16 protein-coding genes are annotated in these 17,399 nt (G+C 53.1%); 13 read left to right on the forward strand and 3 right to left on the reverse strand.

The genetic code is table 11. The features are described 5' to 3' along the window. Nucleotides 1-11 precede the first annotated feature (11 nt). From atpH to phoU, 12 genes are all read left to right on the forward strand, one after another. Nucleotides 12-545: a F0F1 ATP synthase subunit delta gene (gene atpH, locus WM46_RS19510; RefSeq protein ID WP_042998754.1), complete on the forward strand. Its 534-nt coding sequence runs from the start codon at nt 12-14 to the stop codon at nt 543-545. Between the two features lie 12 nt (nt 546-557). Beyond that, entirely contained in the window at nt 558-2,099 is a 1,542-nt protein-coding gene (gene atpA / locus WM46_RS19515) for a F0F1 ATP synthase subunit alpha (protein ID WP_061075812.1), read from the forward strand. Between the two features lie 50 nt (nt 2,100-2,149). Beyond that, nucleotides 2,150-3,013 carry a F0F1 ATP synthase subunit gamma gene (atpG, locus tag WM46_RS19520; RefSeq protein WP_005121458.1) on the forward strand — a complete coding sequence of 288 codons (864 nt, stop codon included), beginning with the start codon at nt 2,150-2,152 and terminating at the stop codon, nt 3,011-3,013. 26 nt (nt 3,014-3,039) lie between these two features. After that, nucleotides 3,040-4,422: a F0F1 ATP synthase subunit beta gene (gene atpD / locus WM46_RS19525; protein WP_003023806.1), complete on the forward strand. Its 1,383-nt coding sequence runs from the start codon at nt 3,040-3,042 to the stop codon at nt 4,420-4,422. Between the two features lie 20 nt (nt 4,423-4,442). Next, nucleotides 4,443-4,862 (forward strand): F0F1 ATP synthase subunit epsilon, encoded by a 420-nt coding sequence (locus WM46_RS19530; RefSeq protein WP_003023809.1) that lies wholly within the window; start codon nt 4,443-4,445, stop codon nt 4,860-4,862. A gap of 312 nt (nt 4,863-5,174) precedes the next feature. Next, the gene (gene glmU, locus WM46_RS19535; RefSeq protein ID WP_102603077.1) at nt 5,175-6,545 is read left to right on the forward strand and encodes a bifunctional UDP-N-acetylglucosamine diphosphorylase/glucosamine-1-phosphate N-acetyltransferase GlmU; all 1,371 of its coding nucleotides are present in this window, start codon (nt 5,175-5,177) and stop codon (nt 6,543-6,545) included. Nucleotides 6,546-6,782: 237 nt separating this feature from the next. Continuing rightward, a complete protein-coding gene (gene glmS, locus WM46_RS19540) occupies nt 6,783-8,612 on the forward strand; it encodes a glutamine--fructose-6-phosphate transaminase (isomerizing) (RefSeq protein ID WP_044256178.1) in 1,830 nt (609 codons plus the stop codon). Nucleotides 8,613-8,930: 318 nt separating this feature from the next. Next, nucleotides 8,931-9,971 carry a phosphate ABC transporter substrate-binding protein PstS gene (gene pstS / locus WM46_RS19545; protein ID WP_046492450.1) on the forward strand — a complete coding sequence of 347 codons (1,041 nt, stop codon included), beginning with the start codon at nt 8,931-8,933 and terminating at the stop codon, nt 9,969-9,971. Between the two features lie 192 nt (nt 9,972-10,163). Next, a complete protein-coding gene (gene pstC, locus WM46_RS19555; protein WP_102603079.1) occupies nt 10,164-11,123 on the forward strand; it encodes a phosphate ABC transporter permease PstC in 960 nt (319 codons plus the stop codon). After that, nucleotides 11,123-12,013, forward strand: a complete 891-nt coding sequence (gene pstA, locus WM46_RS19560; protein WP_061075814.1) for a phosphate ABC transporter permease PstA — start codon at nt 11,123-11,125, stop codon at nt 12,011-12,013. Before pstC ends, pstA begins: the two co-directional genes overlap by 1 nt. Before the next feature lie 133 nt (nt 12,014-12,146). Then, nucleotides 12,147-12,920: a phosphate ABC transporter ATP-binding protein PstB gene (gene pstB / locus WM46_RS19565; RefSeq protein WP_042998747.1), complete on the forward strand. Its 774-nt coding sequence runs from the start codon at nt 12,147-12,149 to the stop codon at nt 12,918-12,920. Between the two features lie 24 nt (nt 12,921-12,944). Then, on the forward strand, nt 12,945-13,670 hold the full coding sequence (phoU, locus tag WM46_RS19570) for a phosphate signaling complex protein PhoU (protein WP_042998746.1): 726 nt from the start codon (nt 12,945-12,947) through the stop codon (nt 13,668-13,670). 52 nt (nt 13,671-13,722) lie between these two features. On the opposite strand, the gene yieH is transcribed toward phoU, so the two are convergent. Continuing rightward, nucleotides 13,723-14,388, reverse strand: a complete 666-nt coding sequence (gene yieH / locus WM46_RS19575) for a 6-phosphogluconate phosphatase (RefSeq protein ID WP_102603080.1) — start codon at nt 14,386-14,388, stop codon at nt 13,723-13,725. Nucleotides 14,389-14,554: 166 nt separating this feature from the next. On the opposite strand from yieH, the gene adeP reads away from it, so the two are divergent. Further along, complete coding sequence (gene adeP, locus WM46_RS19580) at nt 14,555-15,892, forward strand: adenine permease AdeP (protein WP_061075815.1); 1,338 nt, start codon at nt 14,555-14,557, stop codon at nt 15,890-15,892. A 60-nt stretch (nt 15,893-15,952) separates the two neighbouring features. On the opposite strand, the gene yieF is transcribed toward adeP, so the two are convergent. Together yieF and WM46_RS19590 are read right to left on the reverse strand one after the other, a co-directional pair. Beyond that, complete coding sequence (gene yieF, locus WM46_RS19585; protein ID WP_061075816.1) at nt 15,953-16,519, reverse strand: class I chromate reductase YieF; 567 nt, start codon at nt 16,517-16,519, stop codon at nt 15,953-15,955. A 10-nt stretch (nt 16,520-16,529) separates the two neighbouring features. After that, nucleotides 16,530-17,279, reverse strand: coding sequence for a 4'-phosphopantetheinyl transferase family protein (locus WM46_RS19590; RefSeq protein WP_061075817.1), 750 nt, complete (start codon nt 17,277-17,279; stop codon nt 16,530-16,532). Nucleotides 17,280-17,399: the final 120 nt, after the last annotated feature.

The raw sequence follows: 17,399 nt of genomic DNA on the forward strand, positions 1-17,399 counted from the left end.
GGGAGGGGCTGATGTCTGAATTTGTTACGGTAGCTCGCCCCTACGCCAAAGCAGCTTTTGACTTTGCCGTCGAACACCAAAGTGTAGAGCGCTGGCAGGACATGCTGGCGTTTGCCGCCGAGGTGACTAAGAACGAACAAATGGCAGAGCTTCTCTCTGGCGCACTGGCGCCGGAAACGCTCGCCGGGTCGTTTATCGCAGTTTGCGGTGAGCAACTGGACGAAAACGGTCAGAACCTGATTAAGGTTATGGCTGAGAATAACCGTCTGAACGCGCTCCCGGATGTTCTTGAGCAGTTTATTCACCTGCGTGCCGCGAGTGAGTCTATCTCTGAGGTAGAAGTCACTTCCGCGAACGAACTGAGTGAAGAACAGCTTGCGAAGATTAGCGCTGCGATGGAAAAACGTCTGTCACGCAAAGTTAAGCTGAATTGCAAAATCGATAAGTCTGTAATGGCGGGCGTAATCATCCGTGCGGGTGATATGGTCATTGATGGCAGCGTACGCGGCCGTCTTGAACGTCTTGCAGACGTCTTGCAGTCTTAAGGGGACTGGAGCATGCAACTGAATTCCACCGAAATCAGCGAACTGATCAAGCAGCGCATTGCTCAGTTCAATGTTGTGAGTGAAGCTCACAACGAAGGTACTATTGTTTCTGTAAGTGACGGTGTTATCCGCATTCACGGCCTGGCCGATTGTATGCAGGGTGAGATGATTTCCCTGCCGGGTAACCGTTACGCTATCGCACTGAACCTGGAGCGCGACTCCGTGGGTGCTGTGGTGATGGGTCCATACGCTGACCTCGCCGAAGGTATGAAGGTTAAGTGTACGGGTCGTATTCTGGAAGTTCCGGTTGGCCGTGGCCTGCTGGGCCGTGTGGTTAACACACTGGGTTCCCCGATTGACGGTAAAGGTCCGGTTGATAACGATGGCTTCTCGCCAATCGAAGTTATCGCACCGGGCGTAATCGAACGTCAGTCCGTCGATCAGCCGGTGCAGACTGGTTATAAATCCGTTGATGCCATGATCCCAATTGGTCGTGGTCAGCGTGAATTGATCATCGGTGACCGTCAGACCGGTAAAACCGCGATGGCAATCGATGCCATCATCAACCAGCGTGATTCCGGCATCAAATGTGTGTACGTGGCTATTGGCCAGAAAGCGTCCACCATTTCTAACGTGGTTCGTAAACTGGAAGAACACGGCGCACTGGCCAACACTATCGTTGTTGTGGCGACCGCGTCTGAATCTGCTGCACTGCAATACCTGGCGCCGTATGCCGGTTGCGCAATGGGCGAATACTTCCGTGACCGCGGTGAAGATGCGCTGATCGTTTATGATGACCTGTCTAAACAGGCTGTTGCTTACCGTCAGGTTTCCCTGCTGCTCCGTCGTCCGCCAGGACGTGAAGCATTCCCGGGCGACGTGTTCTACCTCCACTCCCGTCTGCTGGAACGCGCATCCCGCGTTAACGCGGAATACGTTGAGAACTTCACCAAGGGTGAAGTGAAAGGTAAAACCGGCTCCCTGACCGCTCTGCCGATTATCGAAACCCAGGCGGGTGACGTTTCTGCGTTCGTTCCGACCAACGTAATTTCTATTACCGATGGTCAGATCTTCCTGGAAACTAACCTGTTCAACTCCGGTATTCGTCCGGCGGTTAACCCGGGTATCTCCGTATCTCGTGTAGGTGGTGCTGCTCAGACCAAGATCATCAAGAAACTGTCCGGTGGTATCCGTACCGCGCTGGCACAGTATCGTGAACTGGCTGCGTTCTCTCAGTTCGCATCCGATCTGGACGAAGCAACCCGTAAACAGCTGAGCCACGGTCAGAAAGTGACCGAGCTGCTGAAACAGAAACAGTATGCCCCTATGTCTGTAGCACAACAGGGTGTGGTTCTGTTCGCGGCTGAACGCGGTTACCTCGAAGATGTGGAACTGGCGAAAATCGGTAGCTTCGAAGCCGCTCTGCTGGCTTACGTCGACCGTGACCATGCTCCGCTGATGCAAGAAATCAACCAGACTGGTAACTATAACGACGAAATCGAAGGCAAGCTGAAAGCTATCCTCGATTCCTTCAAAGCAACCCAGTCCTGGTAACGTCTGGCGGCTTGTCTTAGGACAGGCCGCAAGGCATTGAGGAGAAGCTCATGGCCGGCGCAAAAGAGATACGTAGTAAGATCGCAAGCGTCCAGAACACGCAGAAGATCACTAAAGCGATGGAGATGGTCGCCGCTTCCAAAATGCGTAAATCGCAGGATCGCATGGCGGCCAGCCGTCCTTATGCAGAGACCATGCGCAAAGTGATTGGTCACCTTGCGAATGGTAATCTGGAATATAAGCACCCGTACCTGGAAGAACGCGACGTTAAACGCGTGGGCTACCTGGTGGTGTCGACTGACCGTGGTCTGTGCGGTGGCTTGAACATTAACCTGTTCAAAAAGCTGCTGGCGGATATGAAAACATGGTCCGATAAAGGCGTTCAGTGCGACATCGCAATGATCGGCTCTAAGGGCGTGTCTTTCTTTAATTCCGTTGGCGGTAATGTGGTTGCTCAGGTAACCGGTATGGGGGATAACCCTTCCCTGTCCGAACTGATCGGTCCGGTTAAAGTGATGCTGCAGGCTTACGATGAAGGTCGTCTGGACAGACTGTACGTTGTCAGCAACAAATTTATCAACACCATGTCTCAGGTTCCGACGCTGACTCAACTGCTGCCATTACCGGCATCAGAAGATGAAGAGTTAAAACAAAAAGCCTGGGATTACCTGTATGAACCCGATCCGAAACCGCTGCTGGATACCCTGCTGCGTCGTTACGTTGAATCTCAGGTTTATCAGGGCGTGGTAGAAAACCTGGCCAGCGAGCAGGCCGCACGTATGGTGGCGATGAAAGCCGCGACCGACAATGGCGGCAGCCTGATTAAAGAGCTGCAGTTGGTATACAACAAAGCTCGTCAGGCCAGCATTACTCAGGAACTCACCGAAATCGTCGGTGGTGCATCCGCGGTATAACCAGGTTAATTCGTAGAGGATTCAAGATGGCTACTGGAAAAATTGTCCAGGTAATCGGCGCCGTGGTTGACGTCGAATTCCCTCAGGATGCCGTACCGCGCGTGTACGATGCTCTTGAGGTTATGAATGGTAAAGAGAGTCTGGTGCTGGAAGTTCAGCAGCAGCTCGGCGGCGGTATCGTACGTACCATCGCAATGGGTTCTTCCGACGGTCTGCGTCGTGGTCTGGAAGTCAAAGACCTCGAGCACCCGATCGAAGTCCCGGTAGGTAAAGCAACCCTGGGTCGTATCATGAACGTCCTGGGTCACCCGATCGACATGAAAGGCGATATCGGTGAAGAAGAGCGTTGGGCTATCCACCGCGCAGCACCGTCCTATGAAGAGCTGTCCAGCTCTCAGGAACTGCTGGAAACCGGTATCAAAGTTATCGACCTGATGTGTCCGTTCGCGAAGGGCGGTAAAGTCGGTCTGTTCGGTGGTGCGGGTGTAGGTAAAACCGTAAACATGATGGAGCTGATCCGTAACATCGCGATCGAGCACTCCGGTTACTCCGTGTTTGCGGGCGTAGGTGAACGTACTCGTGAGGGTAACGACTTCTACCACGAAATGACCGACTCCAACGTTCTGGATAAAGTATCCCTGGTTTATGGCCAGATGAACGAGCCGCCGGGAAACCGTCTGCGCGTTGCACTGACTGGTCTGACCATGGCAGAGAAATTCCGTGACGAAGGTCGTGACGTACTGCTGTTCGTCGATAACATCTATCGTTACACCCTGGCCGGTACGGAAGTTTCCGCACTGCTGGGGCGTATGCCATCAGCGGTAGGCTACCAGCCGACCCTGGCGGAAGAGATGGGTGTTCTGCAGGAACGTATCACTTCTACCAAAACCGGTTCTATCACTTCCGTTCAGGCGGTATACGTACCTGCGGATGACTTGACTGACCCGTCGCCAGCCACCACCTTTGCTCACTTAGATGCAACCGTGGTACTGAGCCGTCAGATCGCGTCTCTGGGTATCTACCCGGCCGTTGACCCGCTGGATTCTACCAGCCGTCAGCTGGATCCACTGGTGGTCGGTCAGGAACACTACGACACCGCGCGTGGCGTACAGTCCCTGCTGCAGCGTTATCAGGAACTGAAAGACATCATCGCCATCCTGGGTATGGATGAACTGTCTGAAGAAGACAAACTGGTGGTAGCACGTGCGCGTAAGATCCAGCGCTTCCTGTCCCAGCCGTTCTTCGTTGCGGAAGTATTCACCGGTTCTCCGGGTAAATACGTTTCCCTGAAAGACACCATCCGTGGCTTTAAAGGCATCATGGAAGGCGAGTATGACCACCTGCCAGAGCAGGCGTTCTACATGGTTGGTTCTATCGACGAAGCCGTAGAAAAAGCCAAAAAACTTTAACGCCTTAATCGGAGGGTGATATGGCAATGACTTACCACCTGGACGTCGTCAGCGCAGAGCAACAAATGTTCTCTGGTCTGGTCGAGAAAATCCAGGTAACGGGTAGTGAAGGTGAACTGGGTATTTTCCCAGGGCACGCCCCACTGCTCACCGCCATTAAGCCTGGTATGATCCGCATCGTTAAACAGTTTGGTCATGAAGAGTTTATCTATCTGTCTGGCGGCATTCTTGAAGTGCAACCTGGCAGCGTGACCGTACTGGCTGATACCGCGATTCGCGGGCAGGATCTCGATGAAGCGAGAGCCCTGGAAGCGAAACGTAAGGCTGAAGAGCACATTAAGAGCTCTCATGGTGACGTGGATTACGCTCAGGCATCTGCGGAACTGGCCAAAGCGATCGCGAAACTGCGCGTTATCGAGTTGACCAAAAAAGCGATGTAACACCGGGTTAAAATACGAAAACCAGTCTGATTTCAGGCTGGTTTTTTTTTGCCTGTCATTATTATGCTTTTTACGTCATCTTTCTTTTTGGATCAAAAAAAGAGCAAAAACATTAGTCTGGCGCGTTAATCACGAGGTCAGGTGACTTTTCAGAAGACAAAAGCCGCATCAATGGACGAAAATGTCTCTATCTTCGTTGAGGAAAACTCGTGATTGTGCGTTTTATCCTCTGCCCATTTCACGATGAAAAAAATGTAGTATTTTCAAAGTGAAACGGTATAAATTCGTTCTCAAATTACAGTCAGGGCGCGTATGTTGAATAAAGCGATGAGCGTAGTGATCCTTGCCGCAGGCAAAGGCACACGTATGTATTCCGATCTTCCAAAAGTGCTGCATACCCTTGCCGGGAAATCGATGGTTCAGCATGTCATTGATGTTGCTAATGAATTAGGTTCATCTCAGGTTCATCTGGTCTACGGCCACGGTGGCGATCTGCTTAAAGAAAGCCTGAAAGAAGACAACCTGAACTGGGTGTTGCAGGCGGAGCAGTTGGGCACCGGCCACGCTATGCAGCAGGCGGCGCCATTCTTTGGCGATGATGAAGACATTTTAATGCTCTACGGCGATGTCCCGCTGATCTCGATTGAGACCTTACAGCGCCTGCGCGATGCCAAACCCCAGGGGGGAATTGGCCTGCTCACGGTTAAACTGGACGATCCGAGCGGCTATGGTCGCATCACGCGTGAAAACGGCAAAGTGACCGGCATCGTGGAGCATAAAGATGCCAGCGAGGAACAACGTCAGATCCAGGAAATCAATACCGGGATCCTGATTGCAAACGGCGCGGACATGAAGCGCTGGTTGTCTAAACTGACCAATAACAATGCGCAGGGTGAATACTACATCACCGATATCATTGCGCTGGCTTATCAGGAAGGTCGTGAAATCGCGGCCGTTCATCCCGATCGTCTGAGTGAAGTCGAAGGCGTCAACAACCGTCTGCAACTTTCCCGTCTGGAACGCGTTTACCAGTCCGAGCAGGCAGAAAAACTGCTGCTGGCGGGCGTGATGCTGCGCGATCCGGCGCGTTTTGACCTGCGCGGTACGCTCGTTCACGGGCAAGATGTTGAAATTGATACTAACGTTATCATCGAAGGTCACGTCACGTTGGGTCATCGCGTGAAGATTGGCGCCGGTTGCGTCATTAAAAACAGCGTTATTGGTGATGATTGTGAAATCAGCCCGTACAGCGTGGTGGAAGATGCCCATCTGGACGCGGCCTGCACCATTGGACCCTTCGCTCGTCTGCGCCCTGGTGCGGAGCTGATGGAAGGTGCTCACGTCGGTAACTTCGTTGAGATGAAGAAAGCGCGTCTCGGTAAAGGCTCAAAAGCCGGTCACCTGACCTATCTGGGTGATGCGGAAATTGGCGACAACGTGAACATTGGCGCTGGCACTATTACCTGCAACTACGACGGCGCGAACAAGTTTAAAACCATTATTGGCGACGATGTGTTTGTCGGATCCGATACTCAGCTGGTGGCGCCAGTGACAGTGGGTAATGGGGCGACGATTGCGGCGGGCACCACCGTCACCCGTAACGTTGCGGATAATGAACTGGTGATAAGCCGCGTGCCGCAGGTTAACAAGCAGGGCTGGAAACGCCCGGTGAAGAAAAAGTAAATATTTTTGCCGGATGGCGCTTTCGCTTATCCGGCCTGGGTTCAGTGATGTTTTGTTGGCCGGATAAGGCGCAGCCTTCATCAGGCAAACCCGGGTGAGGAAATAAAGATATATTTCCCCCCAGCAGTACTTATAAAAATAACCCCACTCTCTACAAGGCTCGGGGCGCCCGAAAATACGGGCATACAGGTCGAAAGACAACGACAGGCATAATGCCTTGATTCGGAATAAAAAACTATGTGTGGAATTGTTGGCGCTATCGCGCAACGTGATGTAGCTGAAATCCTTCTCGAAGGTTTACGTCGTCTGGAATACCGTGGTTACGACTCTGCGGGTCTGGCCGTGGTGGATGCAGAAGGTCATATGACCCGTCTGCGTCGTTTGGGTAAAGTACAGATGCTGTCCCAGGCTGCGGAAGAACATCCGCTGCATGGCGGTACCGGTATTGCTCACACCCGTTGGGCAACGCATGGCGAACCTTCGGAAGCAAACGCGCATCCGCATGTTTCTGAGCACATTGTGGTGGTGCATAACGGCATCATCGAAAACCATGAACCGCTGCGTGAAGAACTGAAAGCGCGTGGCTATACCTTCGTTTCAGAAACCGACACCGAAGTGATTGCTCACTTAGTGCACTGGGAGCTGAAACAGGGCGGTACGCTGCGTGATGCCGTGCTGCGCACCATCCCGCAACTGCGCGGCGCGTACGGTACGGTAATCATGGATACCCGTCATCCGGATACGCTGCTGGCTGCGCGTTCAGGTAGCCCGCTGGTTATCGGTCTGGGGATGGGCGAAAACTTTATCGCCTCCGATCAGTTGGCGCTGCTGCCGGTGACTCGTCGCTTTATCTTCCTGGAAGAAGGCGATATTGCGGAAGTCACCCGCCGTTCCGTCGCGATTTTTGATAAAACTGGCGCGGACGTGAAGCGTCAGGATATCGAATCTAATCTGCAATATGACGCGGGTGATAAAGGTATCTATCGCCACTACATGCAGAAAGAGATCTACGAACAGCCGAATGCGATTAAAAACACCCTGACCGGGCGCATCAGCCACGGCGAAGTGGATTTAAGCGAACTCGGACCAAAAGCTAACGAACTGTTGTCGCAGGTTGAGCATATCCAGATCATCGCGTGTGGCACGTCCTACAACTCCGGGATGGTTTCTCGCTACTGGTTTGAATCTCTGGCCGGTATTCCGTGCGATGTCGAAATTGCTTCTGAATTCCGCTACCGCAAATCAGCAGTACGCCGTAACAGCCTGATGATCACCCTGTCTCAGTCGGGCGAAACGGCGGATACGCTGGCAGGTCTGCGTTTGTCGAAAGAGCTGGGCTATCTGGGCTCACTCGCCATCTGTAACGTTCCGGGGTCTTCTCTGGTGCGTGAATCGGATCTGGCGATGATGACCAATGCCGGCACGGAAATCGGCGTGGCGTCGACGAAAGCGTTTACCACTCAGTTAACCGTTCTGTTGATGCTGGTGGCGAAACTGGCGCGTCTGAAAGGTCTGGACGCATCCATTGAGCATGACATCGTTCATGGCCTGCAGGCGTTGCCGAGCCGTATCGAGCAAATGCTCTCTCAGGACAAACGCATTGAAGCGTTGGCTGAAGATTTCTCTGACAAACACCATGCCCTGTTCCTGGGCCGTGGCGATCAGTATCCGATCGCTCTCGAAGGCGCGTTGAAGCTGAAAGAGATCTCCTACATCCACGCTGAAGCCTATGCAGCAGGTGAGCTGAAACACGGTCCGCTGGCGCTGATTGATGCCGATATGCCGGTTATCGTTGTTGCGCCAAACAACGAACTGTTGGAAAAACTGAAGTCCAACATTGAAGAAGTACGCGCCCGTGGCGGTCAGCTGTATGTCTTCGCCGATCAGGACGCTGGTTTTGCCAGCAGCGACAATATGCACATCATTGAGATGCCGCATGTGGAAGAGGTGATTGCACCGATCTTCTATACCGTGCCGCTGCAACTGCTGGCTTATCACGTGGCGCTGATTAAAGGCACCGACGTGGATCAGCCGCGTAACCTGGCAAAATCGGTTACCGTCGAGTAAAACGCTCATGCCCTGCGAAAGCGGGGCTTTTTTTTCACCCCTGCGCTGTTTTTAATCAATTCTCTCGCCGTTTTAATGTGACAAATCGTCATCTTCAGCTACTTTTTTCAGTGTCACAAAAAGAAAATTTTCCTGAAAAGCTGTTGTCATATATTCAGTTAACTTAATGATAAACAGGGAAAAAATGATTCTGATTTAACGGAAATTTTCATTGTCATAAAACTGTCATATTTCGTACATTTAACTGTCACCTGTTTGTCCTATTTTGCTCATCGTAGCCACTTAACAATGATTTACGAAAATCTTGCAGGAGACATTATGAAAGTTATGCGTACCACTGTCGCAACTGTTGTCGCCGCGACCTTATCTATGAGCGCTTTCTCTGCATTAGCAGCAGCAAGTCTGACAGGTGCAGGTGCAACTTTTCCTGCGCCGGTGTATGCCAAATGGGCTGATACTTATCAGAAAGAGACTGGTAGTAAAGTTAACTACCAGGGTATCGGCTCCTCCGGTGGTGTTAAACAAATTACAGCGAATACCGTTGATTTCGGTGCCTCTGATGCGCCGCTGTCTGACGAAAAACTGAATCAGGAAGGTTTGTTCCAGTTCCCGACCGTGATTGGCGGCGTGGTACTGGCAGTGAACATCCCAGGTCTGAAGTCTGGCGAACTGGTGCTGGATGGTAAAACGCTGGGTGACATCTACCTGGGTAAAATCAAGAAGTGGGATGATGAAGCCATCACCAAACTGAACCCAGGCGTGAAACTGCCTTCTCAGAACATCGCCGTTGTGCGTCGTGCTGATGGTTCTGGTACCTCCTTCGTCTTCACCAGCTATCTGGCGAAAGTGAACGAAGAGTGGAAAACCAAAGTGGGCGCTGGCTCTACCGTTAACTGGCCAACCGGTCTGGGCGGTAAAGGTAACGACGGTATCGCCGCATTCGTACAGCGTCTGCCGGGTTCCATCGGCTACGTTGAATATGCTTACGCTAAGCAGAACAACCTGGCCTACACCAAGCTGATTTCTGCTGACGGTAAACCGGTTAGTCCGACTGAAGAGAACTTCGCTAACGCCGCGAAAGGCGCTGACTGGAGTAAATCCTTTGCCCAGGATCTGACGAACCAGAAAGGTGATGATGCGTGGCCGATTACCTCCACCACCTTCATCCTGGTTCACAAAGAGCAGAAGAAACCTGAGCAGGGGGCTGAAGTGCTGAAATTCTTCGACTGGGCATACAAAAATGGCGGCAAACAGGCTAATGACCTGGATTACGCCAGTCTGCCAGACAGCGTGGTTGAGCAGATCCGTGCGGCATGGAAGACCAATGTGAAAGACAGCAGCGGTAAAGCGCTGTACTAAATACCCGTCATACTTCGAGCCGCAGTTGTGTTGGCTGCGTTTGTTCACCCCAGTCACATAGTGAATCTATGCTCCTGGGGATTCACAAGCTTGCCGCCTTGCTGCAACTCGAATTATTTAGGGTATGGCATTACGTTAGCCAGGAAGCGCGATAAAATGCGCGCTTCCTGGCCCAAACTTAAAGAGTGATTTATGGCTGCAACCAAGCCTGCTTTTAACCCACCGGGTAAAAAGGGTGACAAAATCTTCAGCGCGCTGGTAAAACTGGCTGCGCTGATTGTGCTATTGATGTTGGGTGGCATTATTGTCTCTCTGATCATCTCCTCCTGGCCCAGCATTGAGAAATTTGGTTTCTCCTTCCTGTGGACCAAAGACTGGGACGCGCCAAACGACATCTACGGAGCGCTGGTACCGATCTACGGTACGCTGGTCACCTCTTTTATCGCACTGCTGATCGCCGTTCCGGTGAGCTTCGGCATTGCCCTGTTTCTGACCGAACTCGCGCCTGGCTGGCTGCGTCGCCCGCTGGGGATCGCGATTGAACTGCTGGCGGCTATCCCGAGTATCGTCTACGGCATGTGGGGCCTGTTTATCTTTGCCCCGCTGTTTGCCACTTATTTCCAGGAACCGGTCGGGAATGTCCTTTCCAACATTCCGTTTGTTGGCGCACTGTTCTCCGGCCCGGCGTTTGGTATCGGTATTCTGGCGGCAGGCGTGATCCTCGCCATCATGATCATTCCTTACATTGCAGCCGTAATGCGTGATGTATTTGAACAGACGCCGGTGATGATGAAAGAGTCTGCCTACGGTATCGGCTGCACCACCTGGGAAGTGATCAGGCGCATCGTGTTGCCTTTCACCAAAAATGGGGTAATTGGCGGCATCATGCTGGGTCTGGGACGTGCACTGGGTGAAACGATGGCGGTGACCTTCATCATCGGCAACACCTACCAGCTCGACAGCGCATCGCTGTATATGCCGGGTAACAGCATCACCTCGGCGCTGGCGAATGAATTTGCGGAAGCGGAATCTGGCCTGCACGTTGCCGCGTTGATGGAGCTGGGTCTGATTCTGTTTGTAATTACCTTCATCGTGCTGGCAGCGTCTAAGTTTATGATTTTGCGCCTTGCGAAGAACGAGGGGGCACGCTAATGGCAACGCTTGAAATGCAAACCAGCGCAGAGCTGGCGGAATCACGCCGCAAAATGCAGGCTAAGCGCCGGATGAAAAACCGCATCGCGCTGACGCTCTCTATGGCGACGATGGCGTTTGGTCTGTTCTGGCTCGTCTGGATCCTGATGTCCACCATTACCCGCGGTATCGACGGGATGTCACTGGCGCTGTTCACCGAAATGACGCCGCCGCCGAACACGGCGGGTGGCGGTCTGGCGAACGCCCTGGCAGGCAGTGGTCTGTTGATCCTCTGGGCAACCGTGTTTGGTACGCCGCTGGGCATCATGGCCGGGATTTATCTGGCGGAATATGGCCGCAAATCCTGGCTGGCGGAAGTGATTCGCTTCATCAATGACATTCTGCTTTCCGCCCCGTCTATCGTGGTTGGTCTGTTCGTGTACACCATCGTAGTGGCGCAGATGGAGCATTTTTCCGGCTGGGCGGGCGTGATTGCGCTGGCGCTGCTGCAGGTGCCTATTGTGATTCGAACCACCGAGAACATGTTGAAGCTGGTGCCGGACAGTCTGCGTGAAGCGGCTTATGCGCTGGGGACGCCGAAGTGGAAAATGATCTCCGCGATTACGCTGAAAGCGTCGGTCTCCGGGATCATGACCGGTATCCTGCTGGCGATTGCGCGTATCGCGGGTGAAACCGCTCCGCTGCTGTTTACCGCGCTCTCCAATCAGTTCTGGAGTACCGACATGATGCAGCCGATCGCCAACCTGCCGGTCACCATCTTTAAATTTGCGATGAGCCCGTTTGCGGAATGGCAGCAACTGGCGTGGGCCGGGGTGCTGATTATCACGCTGTGCGTATTGCTGCTGAACATTCTGGCGCGCGTTATTTTCGCCAAGAGTAAACACGGTTAAGACGACTTGCCGGATGGCGGCGTAATCGCCTTATCCGGCCTACGGTTGTACCTTTTGTAGGCCTGAAAGCTGCGCGCCATCAGGCAAAATTTACGGCGTGGCGGATGCGACGCCGAATGAGGAAGAGATTGAAATGAGTATGGTTGATACTGCTCCGGGTAAGATTCAGGTTCGTGATTTGAACTTCTACTACGGCAAATTCCATGCCCTGAAGAACATCAACCTGGATATTGCAAAGAACCAGGTAACGGCATTCATCGGGCCTTCTGGCTGCGGTAAATCGACGCTGCTGCGTACGTTCAACAAGATGTTTGAACTCTACCCGGAACAGCGTGCGGAAGGTGAAATCCTGCTCGATGGTGACAATATTCTCACCAATACCCAGGATATCGCCCTGCTGCGTGCCAAAGTCGGGATGGTGTTCCAGAAGCCGACGCCGTTCCCGATGTCTATCTACGACAACATCGCCTTTGGCGTGCGTCTGTTCGAGAAGCTGTCCCGGGCAGATATGGACGAGCGCGTACAGTGGGCGTTGACCAAGGCCGCACTGTGGAATGAAACCAAAGATAAATTGCACCAGAGCGGGTACTCTCTCTCCGGTGGTCAGCAGCAGCGTCTGTGCATCGCGCGAGGTATCGCCATTCGCCCGGAAGTTTTGCTGCTGGATGAGCCGTGCTCAGCACTGGATCCGATCTCAACCGGTCGTATCGAAGAGCTGATTACCGAGCTGAAACAGGATTACACCGTGGTGATTGTGACCCACAACATGCAGCAGGCTGCGCGTTGTTCCGACCATACGGCGTTTATGTACCTGGGCGAGTTGATTGAGTTCAGCAACACGGACGACCTGTTCACCAAGCCCGCGAAGAAACAAACCGAAGATTACATTACTGGCCGCTACGGTTGATATGCCCGGGCATCTGGAGAAATGATGGACAATTTAAACCTTAATAAACACATTTCCGGTCAGTTCAACGCCGAACTGGAAAGCATCCGCACTCAGGTAATGACGATGGGTGGCATGGTCGAGCAGCAGCTTTCTGATGCCATCACCGCGATGCACAATCAGGACAGCGAGCTGGCGAAACGCGTTGTTGATGGCGATAAGCACGTCAATATGATGGAAGTGGCGATTGATGAAGCCTGTGTTCGCATCATCGCCAAGCGCCAGCCGACGGCGAGCGATCTGCGTCTGGTGATGGCGATCATCAAAACTATCGCCGAGCTGGAACGTATTGGCGACGTGGCGGATAAAATCTGTCGTACCGCGCTGGAGAAGTTCTCCCAGCAACATCAGCCGCTGTTGGTGAGCCTGGAGTCTCTGGGTCGTCACACCATACAGATGCTGCACGACGTGCTGGATGCGTTTGCGCGGATGGATCTGGACGAAGCGGTGCGTATCTACCGTGAAGACAAGAAAGTGGACCAGGAATACGAAGGGATCGTGCGTCAGCTGATGACCTATATGATGGAAGATTCGCGTACGATTCCCAGCGTGCTGACCGCGTTATTCTGCGCGCGCTCTATCGAGCGTATCGGCGACCGCTGCCAGAATATCTGTGAATACATCTTCTACTTCGTGAAGGGTCAGGATTTCCGTCACGTGGGCGGCGATGAGCTGGATAAGCTGCTGGCGGGCAAAGATCCAAAAGAGTGATAAAAACGTAATAAGTAGGCCGGTGGCGCAAGCTTACCGGGCCTACAAAAAATTACCGCGTAATATTCCATCCGCGTGCTTTCCACAACGCCGGCAACTGCGCCAGATCGGTAAAGGTCGTCACTTTGGGATGTTCGATAGGTTTGTTGTGCGGATCGGCACAGAAGTAGAACACTTCCATTCCCGCATCAATCCCCGACTGTGCGCCAGCAGAAGAGTCATCTACCAGAATACAGTTCTGCGCGTTGACGTTCATCGCGTTTGCCGCGTGGAACATCAGCGCCGGATCGGGTTTCCAGCGTTGAATATCGTAACCGCTGTACAGTTTGTCCGGAAAATGATGCAGCATGCCCAGTTTACCCAGTGAGTGCTGCATTTTGCTGACCGGACCGTTAGAGACCACGCACATCGGCACCGTCATGCTGTCCAGCAGTGTATTCGCGCCAGGGATCACTTCCAGTTCTGAGTCGAACAGGCGTGCGACCTCGGCGCGGTAGACAGGTTCTAAGTCGGCTTTGGCCAACGTCACCCCATGCTCCTCATTAATGATATCAATGATTTCGTAGAGTTTTACGCCCTTAAAGCGTTTAAAAGTTTCTTCGAGATCGAGGGTGATACCGAATTCCTGGAACATTGCGACGTACGCGCGGGAACAGATCACTTCACTGTCGACCAGCGTACCGTCACAGTCAAAAAATACCGCTTCAATTCCGGACATGCCTTTCCCTTTTCACTAGTTTAACGTTTACGTACTGCTTGATTGTGCAACGCAATCGTTGCCGTATAAGCAAAATCAATGAAAAAAACATCGCACAATCACCCCCTATTGTCGCATTTTGGTATAGGATAGCGACGAATTTTCCCTCCTTGTTTGGAAATTGATAATGAGTCAACAACACACAACCCAGACGTCTGGTCAGGGGATGCTGGAACGCGTGTTCAAACTGCGCGAACATGGCACAACGGCACGAACCGAAGTGATCGCCGGTTTTACCACCTTCCTGACCATGGTTTACATCGTTTTTGTTAACCCGCAAATTCTGGGCGTTGCTGGCATGGACACCAGCGCCGTCTTCGTGACCACCTGTCTGATTGCCGCGTTCGGCAGCATTCTGATGGGGCTGTTCGCTAACCTGCCGGTGGCGCTGGCGCCCGCGATGGGGCTGAATGCGTTCTTTGCCTTCGTTGTGGTTGGCGCGATGGGCCTGCCGTGGCAGGTCGGTATGGGGGCGATTTTCTGGGGCGCCGTCGGTCTGCTGCTGCTGACTATTTTCCGCGTGCGTTACTGGATGATTGCCAATATCCCGGTCAGTCTGCGCGTGGGGATCACCAGCGGTATCGGTTTATTCATCGGCATGATGGGTCTGAAAAACGCGGGCGTCATCGTCGCGAATCCGGAAACGCTGGTCAGCATTGGTAATCTGACCTCTCATAGCGTCCTGCTGGGCGTGCTCGGTTTCTTTATCATCGCTATTCTGGCGTCACGTAATATTCACGCCGCCGTGTTGGTATCCATCATCGTCACGACGCTGTTGGGCTGGATGCTGGGTGATGTGCACTATAACGGCATTGTCTCTGCGCCGCCGAGCGTCTCGTCGGTGATTGGGCATGTCGATCTGGCCGGGTCGTTTAACATTGGTCTGGCAGGGGTGATTTTCTCCTTCATGCTGGTTAACCTGTTTGACTCCTCCGGCACATTGATCGGCGTAACTGATAAAGCCGGTCTGGCGGATGAAAAAGGGAAATTCCCGCGCATGAAGCAGGCGCTGTTTGTCGACAGCGTCTCCTCTGTGACCGGGGCATTTATCGGTACGTCTTCCGTCACTGCTTATATCGAGTCCTCTTCCGGCGTTTCTGTCGGGGGGCGTACCGGCCTGACCGCCGTGGTGGTTGGTCTGCTGTTCCTGCTGGTGATCTTCCTGTCGCCGTTAGCGGGAATGGTGCCAGGTTATGCGGCTGCAGGCGCGCTGATTTACGTCGGCGTGTTAATGACTTCCAGTCTGGCGCGCGTGAAGTGGGACGATCTCACCGAATCCGTACCGGCGTTTATCACTGCCGTGATGATGCCGTTCAGCTTCTCGATTACCGAAGGGATCGCGCTGGGCTTTATCTCTTACTGCGTGATGAAAATCGGTACCGGTCGTCTGCGTGACCTGAGTCCGTGCGTGGTCGTTGTGGCGCTGCTGTTTGTGCTGAAGATTGTGTTTATCGACGCGCACTAAGTCCGTCAGGACATAAAAAAACCCGGTGGCGTGATGCTTACCGGGTTTTTTGTTTCTGGCTTACGCCTTCACGCGCTGGATGTAGTCGCCAAACGCGGTGAGCTGGCCGGTCAGATGGTCCAGCGTACTCTGGTCAATCACTTCACCCGTCTGCGGGTCTACTTTGTTCTGAATCACGCCGCCCATAAATTCCGGCTTGTTCATGACCATCGCATCCAGGAAGACCAGGATCTGACGCAGATGATACTGGCATCGTGCGCCGCCAATCGCGCCCATCGAGCTGGTCTGGATGAGCACCGGTTTGCCGGAAAGCGGCTGATCGGGCAGGCGTGACAGCCAGTCGATGGCGTTCTTCAGACCACCCGGCACCGAATAGTTGTATTCCGGCGTAACGATAACTACGCCATCGGCCTGGCGGATCTGCTCAGCCAGCGCTTCGACGCTTGCCGGAAACCCCTCTTCCTGCTGTACGTCAGCATCATAAAGCGGGATATCACCGATAGACGGTAACGCACTGACTTCCATACCCGCCGGAGCGATTTTCGGCAGTGTACGGGCAACCATACCGTTAAACGAACCTTTGCGCAGGCTTCCCAGTAACGTAACAACATTCAACGTTTCAGACATGGTAACTCCATCAGTTGTGCGTATAAGACGTCGCGGCAGATAATTGCGCGAATCGCATCAGACGACCCGTCGACGCATTCGCGCGGGTCTGGATATCAGGCAGGCTTTTCCAGCCCTGCTTAACATCAAACTCCCAAAGTTGAAGTTTATCAATGGCTGGCGTAACCGCAACCGACCACACCAGCAGGTCTTCAGCATCGCAAATAGCCTCAATCTGAGCGACATGGGCACATTTCAGACGCCCGGAGACCGGCAGCAGTTGCAGTTCACGAGGATCGTCATTGCGGACGTCACCCGTCAGTTTCAGGACGCTCTGGCGTAAGGTGATCATCTGCGCGCGCGCTTCATCCGGATCGTTTTGCTTGCTGATCCACAGACTTTCATTGCTGGAGAAGGTCGGGACTTCGGCGGTATGGGGGCTGATAAATCCTCGGGTGGCACGCTGGAGTTCCATATCCAGTCCGCATTCCCCTTCGGTTGTCAGCGCCACACCGACCATATTACCGGCATAGGCGATGGAAAAACTGGGCAAATTTTTATCGCGAAATGCCGGTTTGCCTTTGGCTTTGTATACGATTTCCGGTAACTCGAGCGTGCCATACAGCATAAACATCAGCTCGGCGAGAAGTCCTCGGGATGCCAGAAAACGGGTCTGGCGATGTGTGGGTAGTCTTCGTGCTTCATGATGGCAGGATGACGGGAGGCGCATCGAAATCAGGTGTCCTTCCGTCAGGATCCCTCTGGCAAAATGGGTCGCCATTTTTCTCTCCATGATTAATGGTCGTTGATAATGACGAGAGTAACATTTACTCGGTTTATAGACAGAGTAAATAGCCAAAAAGTACGACTGAATCAGCCTCCCTTACGCGCATTTACATTT

Origin of the sequence: Citrobacter freundii complex sp. CFNIH2 (genome assembly GCF_002880615.1) — a bacterium.
GTDB classification, from domain to species: domain Bacteria; phylum Pseudomonadota; class Gammaproteobacteria; order Enterobacterales; family Enterobacteriaceae; genus Citrobacter_A; species Citrobacter_A amalonaticus_F.

Coding starts and splice junctions, on each gene's coding strand:
- yieF (WP_061075816.1), bottom strand. CDS start 16,519: ATGTCTGAAACGTTGAATGTTGTTACGTTACTGGGAAGCCTGCGCAAA.
- glmS (WP_044256178.1), top strand. CDS start 6,783: ATGTGTGGAATTGTTGGCGCTATCGCGCAACGTGATGTAGCTGAAATC.
- pstB (WP_042998747.1), top strand. CDS start 12,147: ATGAGTATGGTTGATACTGCTCCGGGTAAGATTCAGGTTCGTGATTTG.
- atpD (WP_003023806.1), top strand. CDS start 3,040: ATGGCTACTGGAAAAATTGTCCAGGTAATCGGCGCCGTGGTTGACGTC.
- adeP (WP_061075815.1), top strand. CDS start 14,555: ATGAGTCAACAACACACAACCCAGACGTCTGGTCAGGGGATGCTGGAA.
- phoU (WP_042998746.1), top strand. CDS start 12,945: ATGGACAATTTAAACCTTAATAAACACATTTCCGGTCAGTTCAACGCC.
- atpH (WP_042998754.1), top strand. CDS start 12: ATGTCTGAATTTGTTACGGTAGCTCGCCCCTACGCCAAAGCAGCTTTT.
- glmU (WP_102603077.1), top strand. CDS start 5,175: ATGTTGAATAAAGCGATGAGCGTAGTGATCCTTGCCGCAGGCAAAGGC.
- pstC (WP_102603079.1), top strand. CDS start 10,164: ATGGCTGCAACCAAGCCTGCTTTTAACCCACCGGGTAAAAAGGGTGAC.
- atpG (WP_005121458.1), top strand. CDS start 2,150: ATGGCCGGCGCAAAAGAGATACGTAGTAAGATCGCAAGCGTCCAGAAC.
- pstS (WP_046492450.1), top strand. CDS start 8,931: ATGAAAGTTATGCGTACCACTGTCGCAACTGTTGTCGCCGCGACCTTA.
- yieH (WP_102603080.1), bottom strand. CDS start 14,388: ATGTCCGGAATTGAAGCGGTATTTTTTGACTGTGACGGTACGCTGGTC.
- atpA (WP_061075812.1), top strand. CDS start 558: ATGCAACTGAATTCCACCGAAATCAGCGAACTGATCAAGCAGCGCATT.
- WM46_RS19590 (WP_061075817.1), bottom strand. CDS start 17,279: ATGGCGACCCATTTTGCCAGAGGGATCCTGACGGAAGGACACCTGATT.
- WM46_RS19530 (WP_003023809.1), top strand. CDS start 4,443: ATGGCAATGACTTACCACCTGGACGTCGTCAGCGCAGAGCAACAAATG.
- pstA (WP_061075814.1), top strand. CDS start 11,123: ATGGCAACGCTTGAAATGCAAACCAGCGCAGAGCTGGCGGAATCACGC.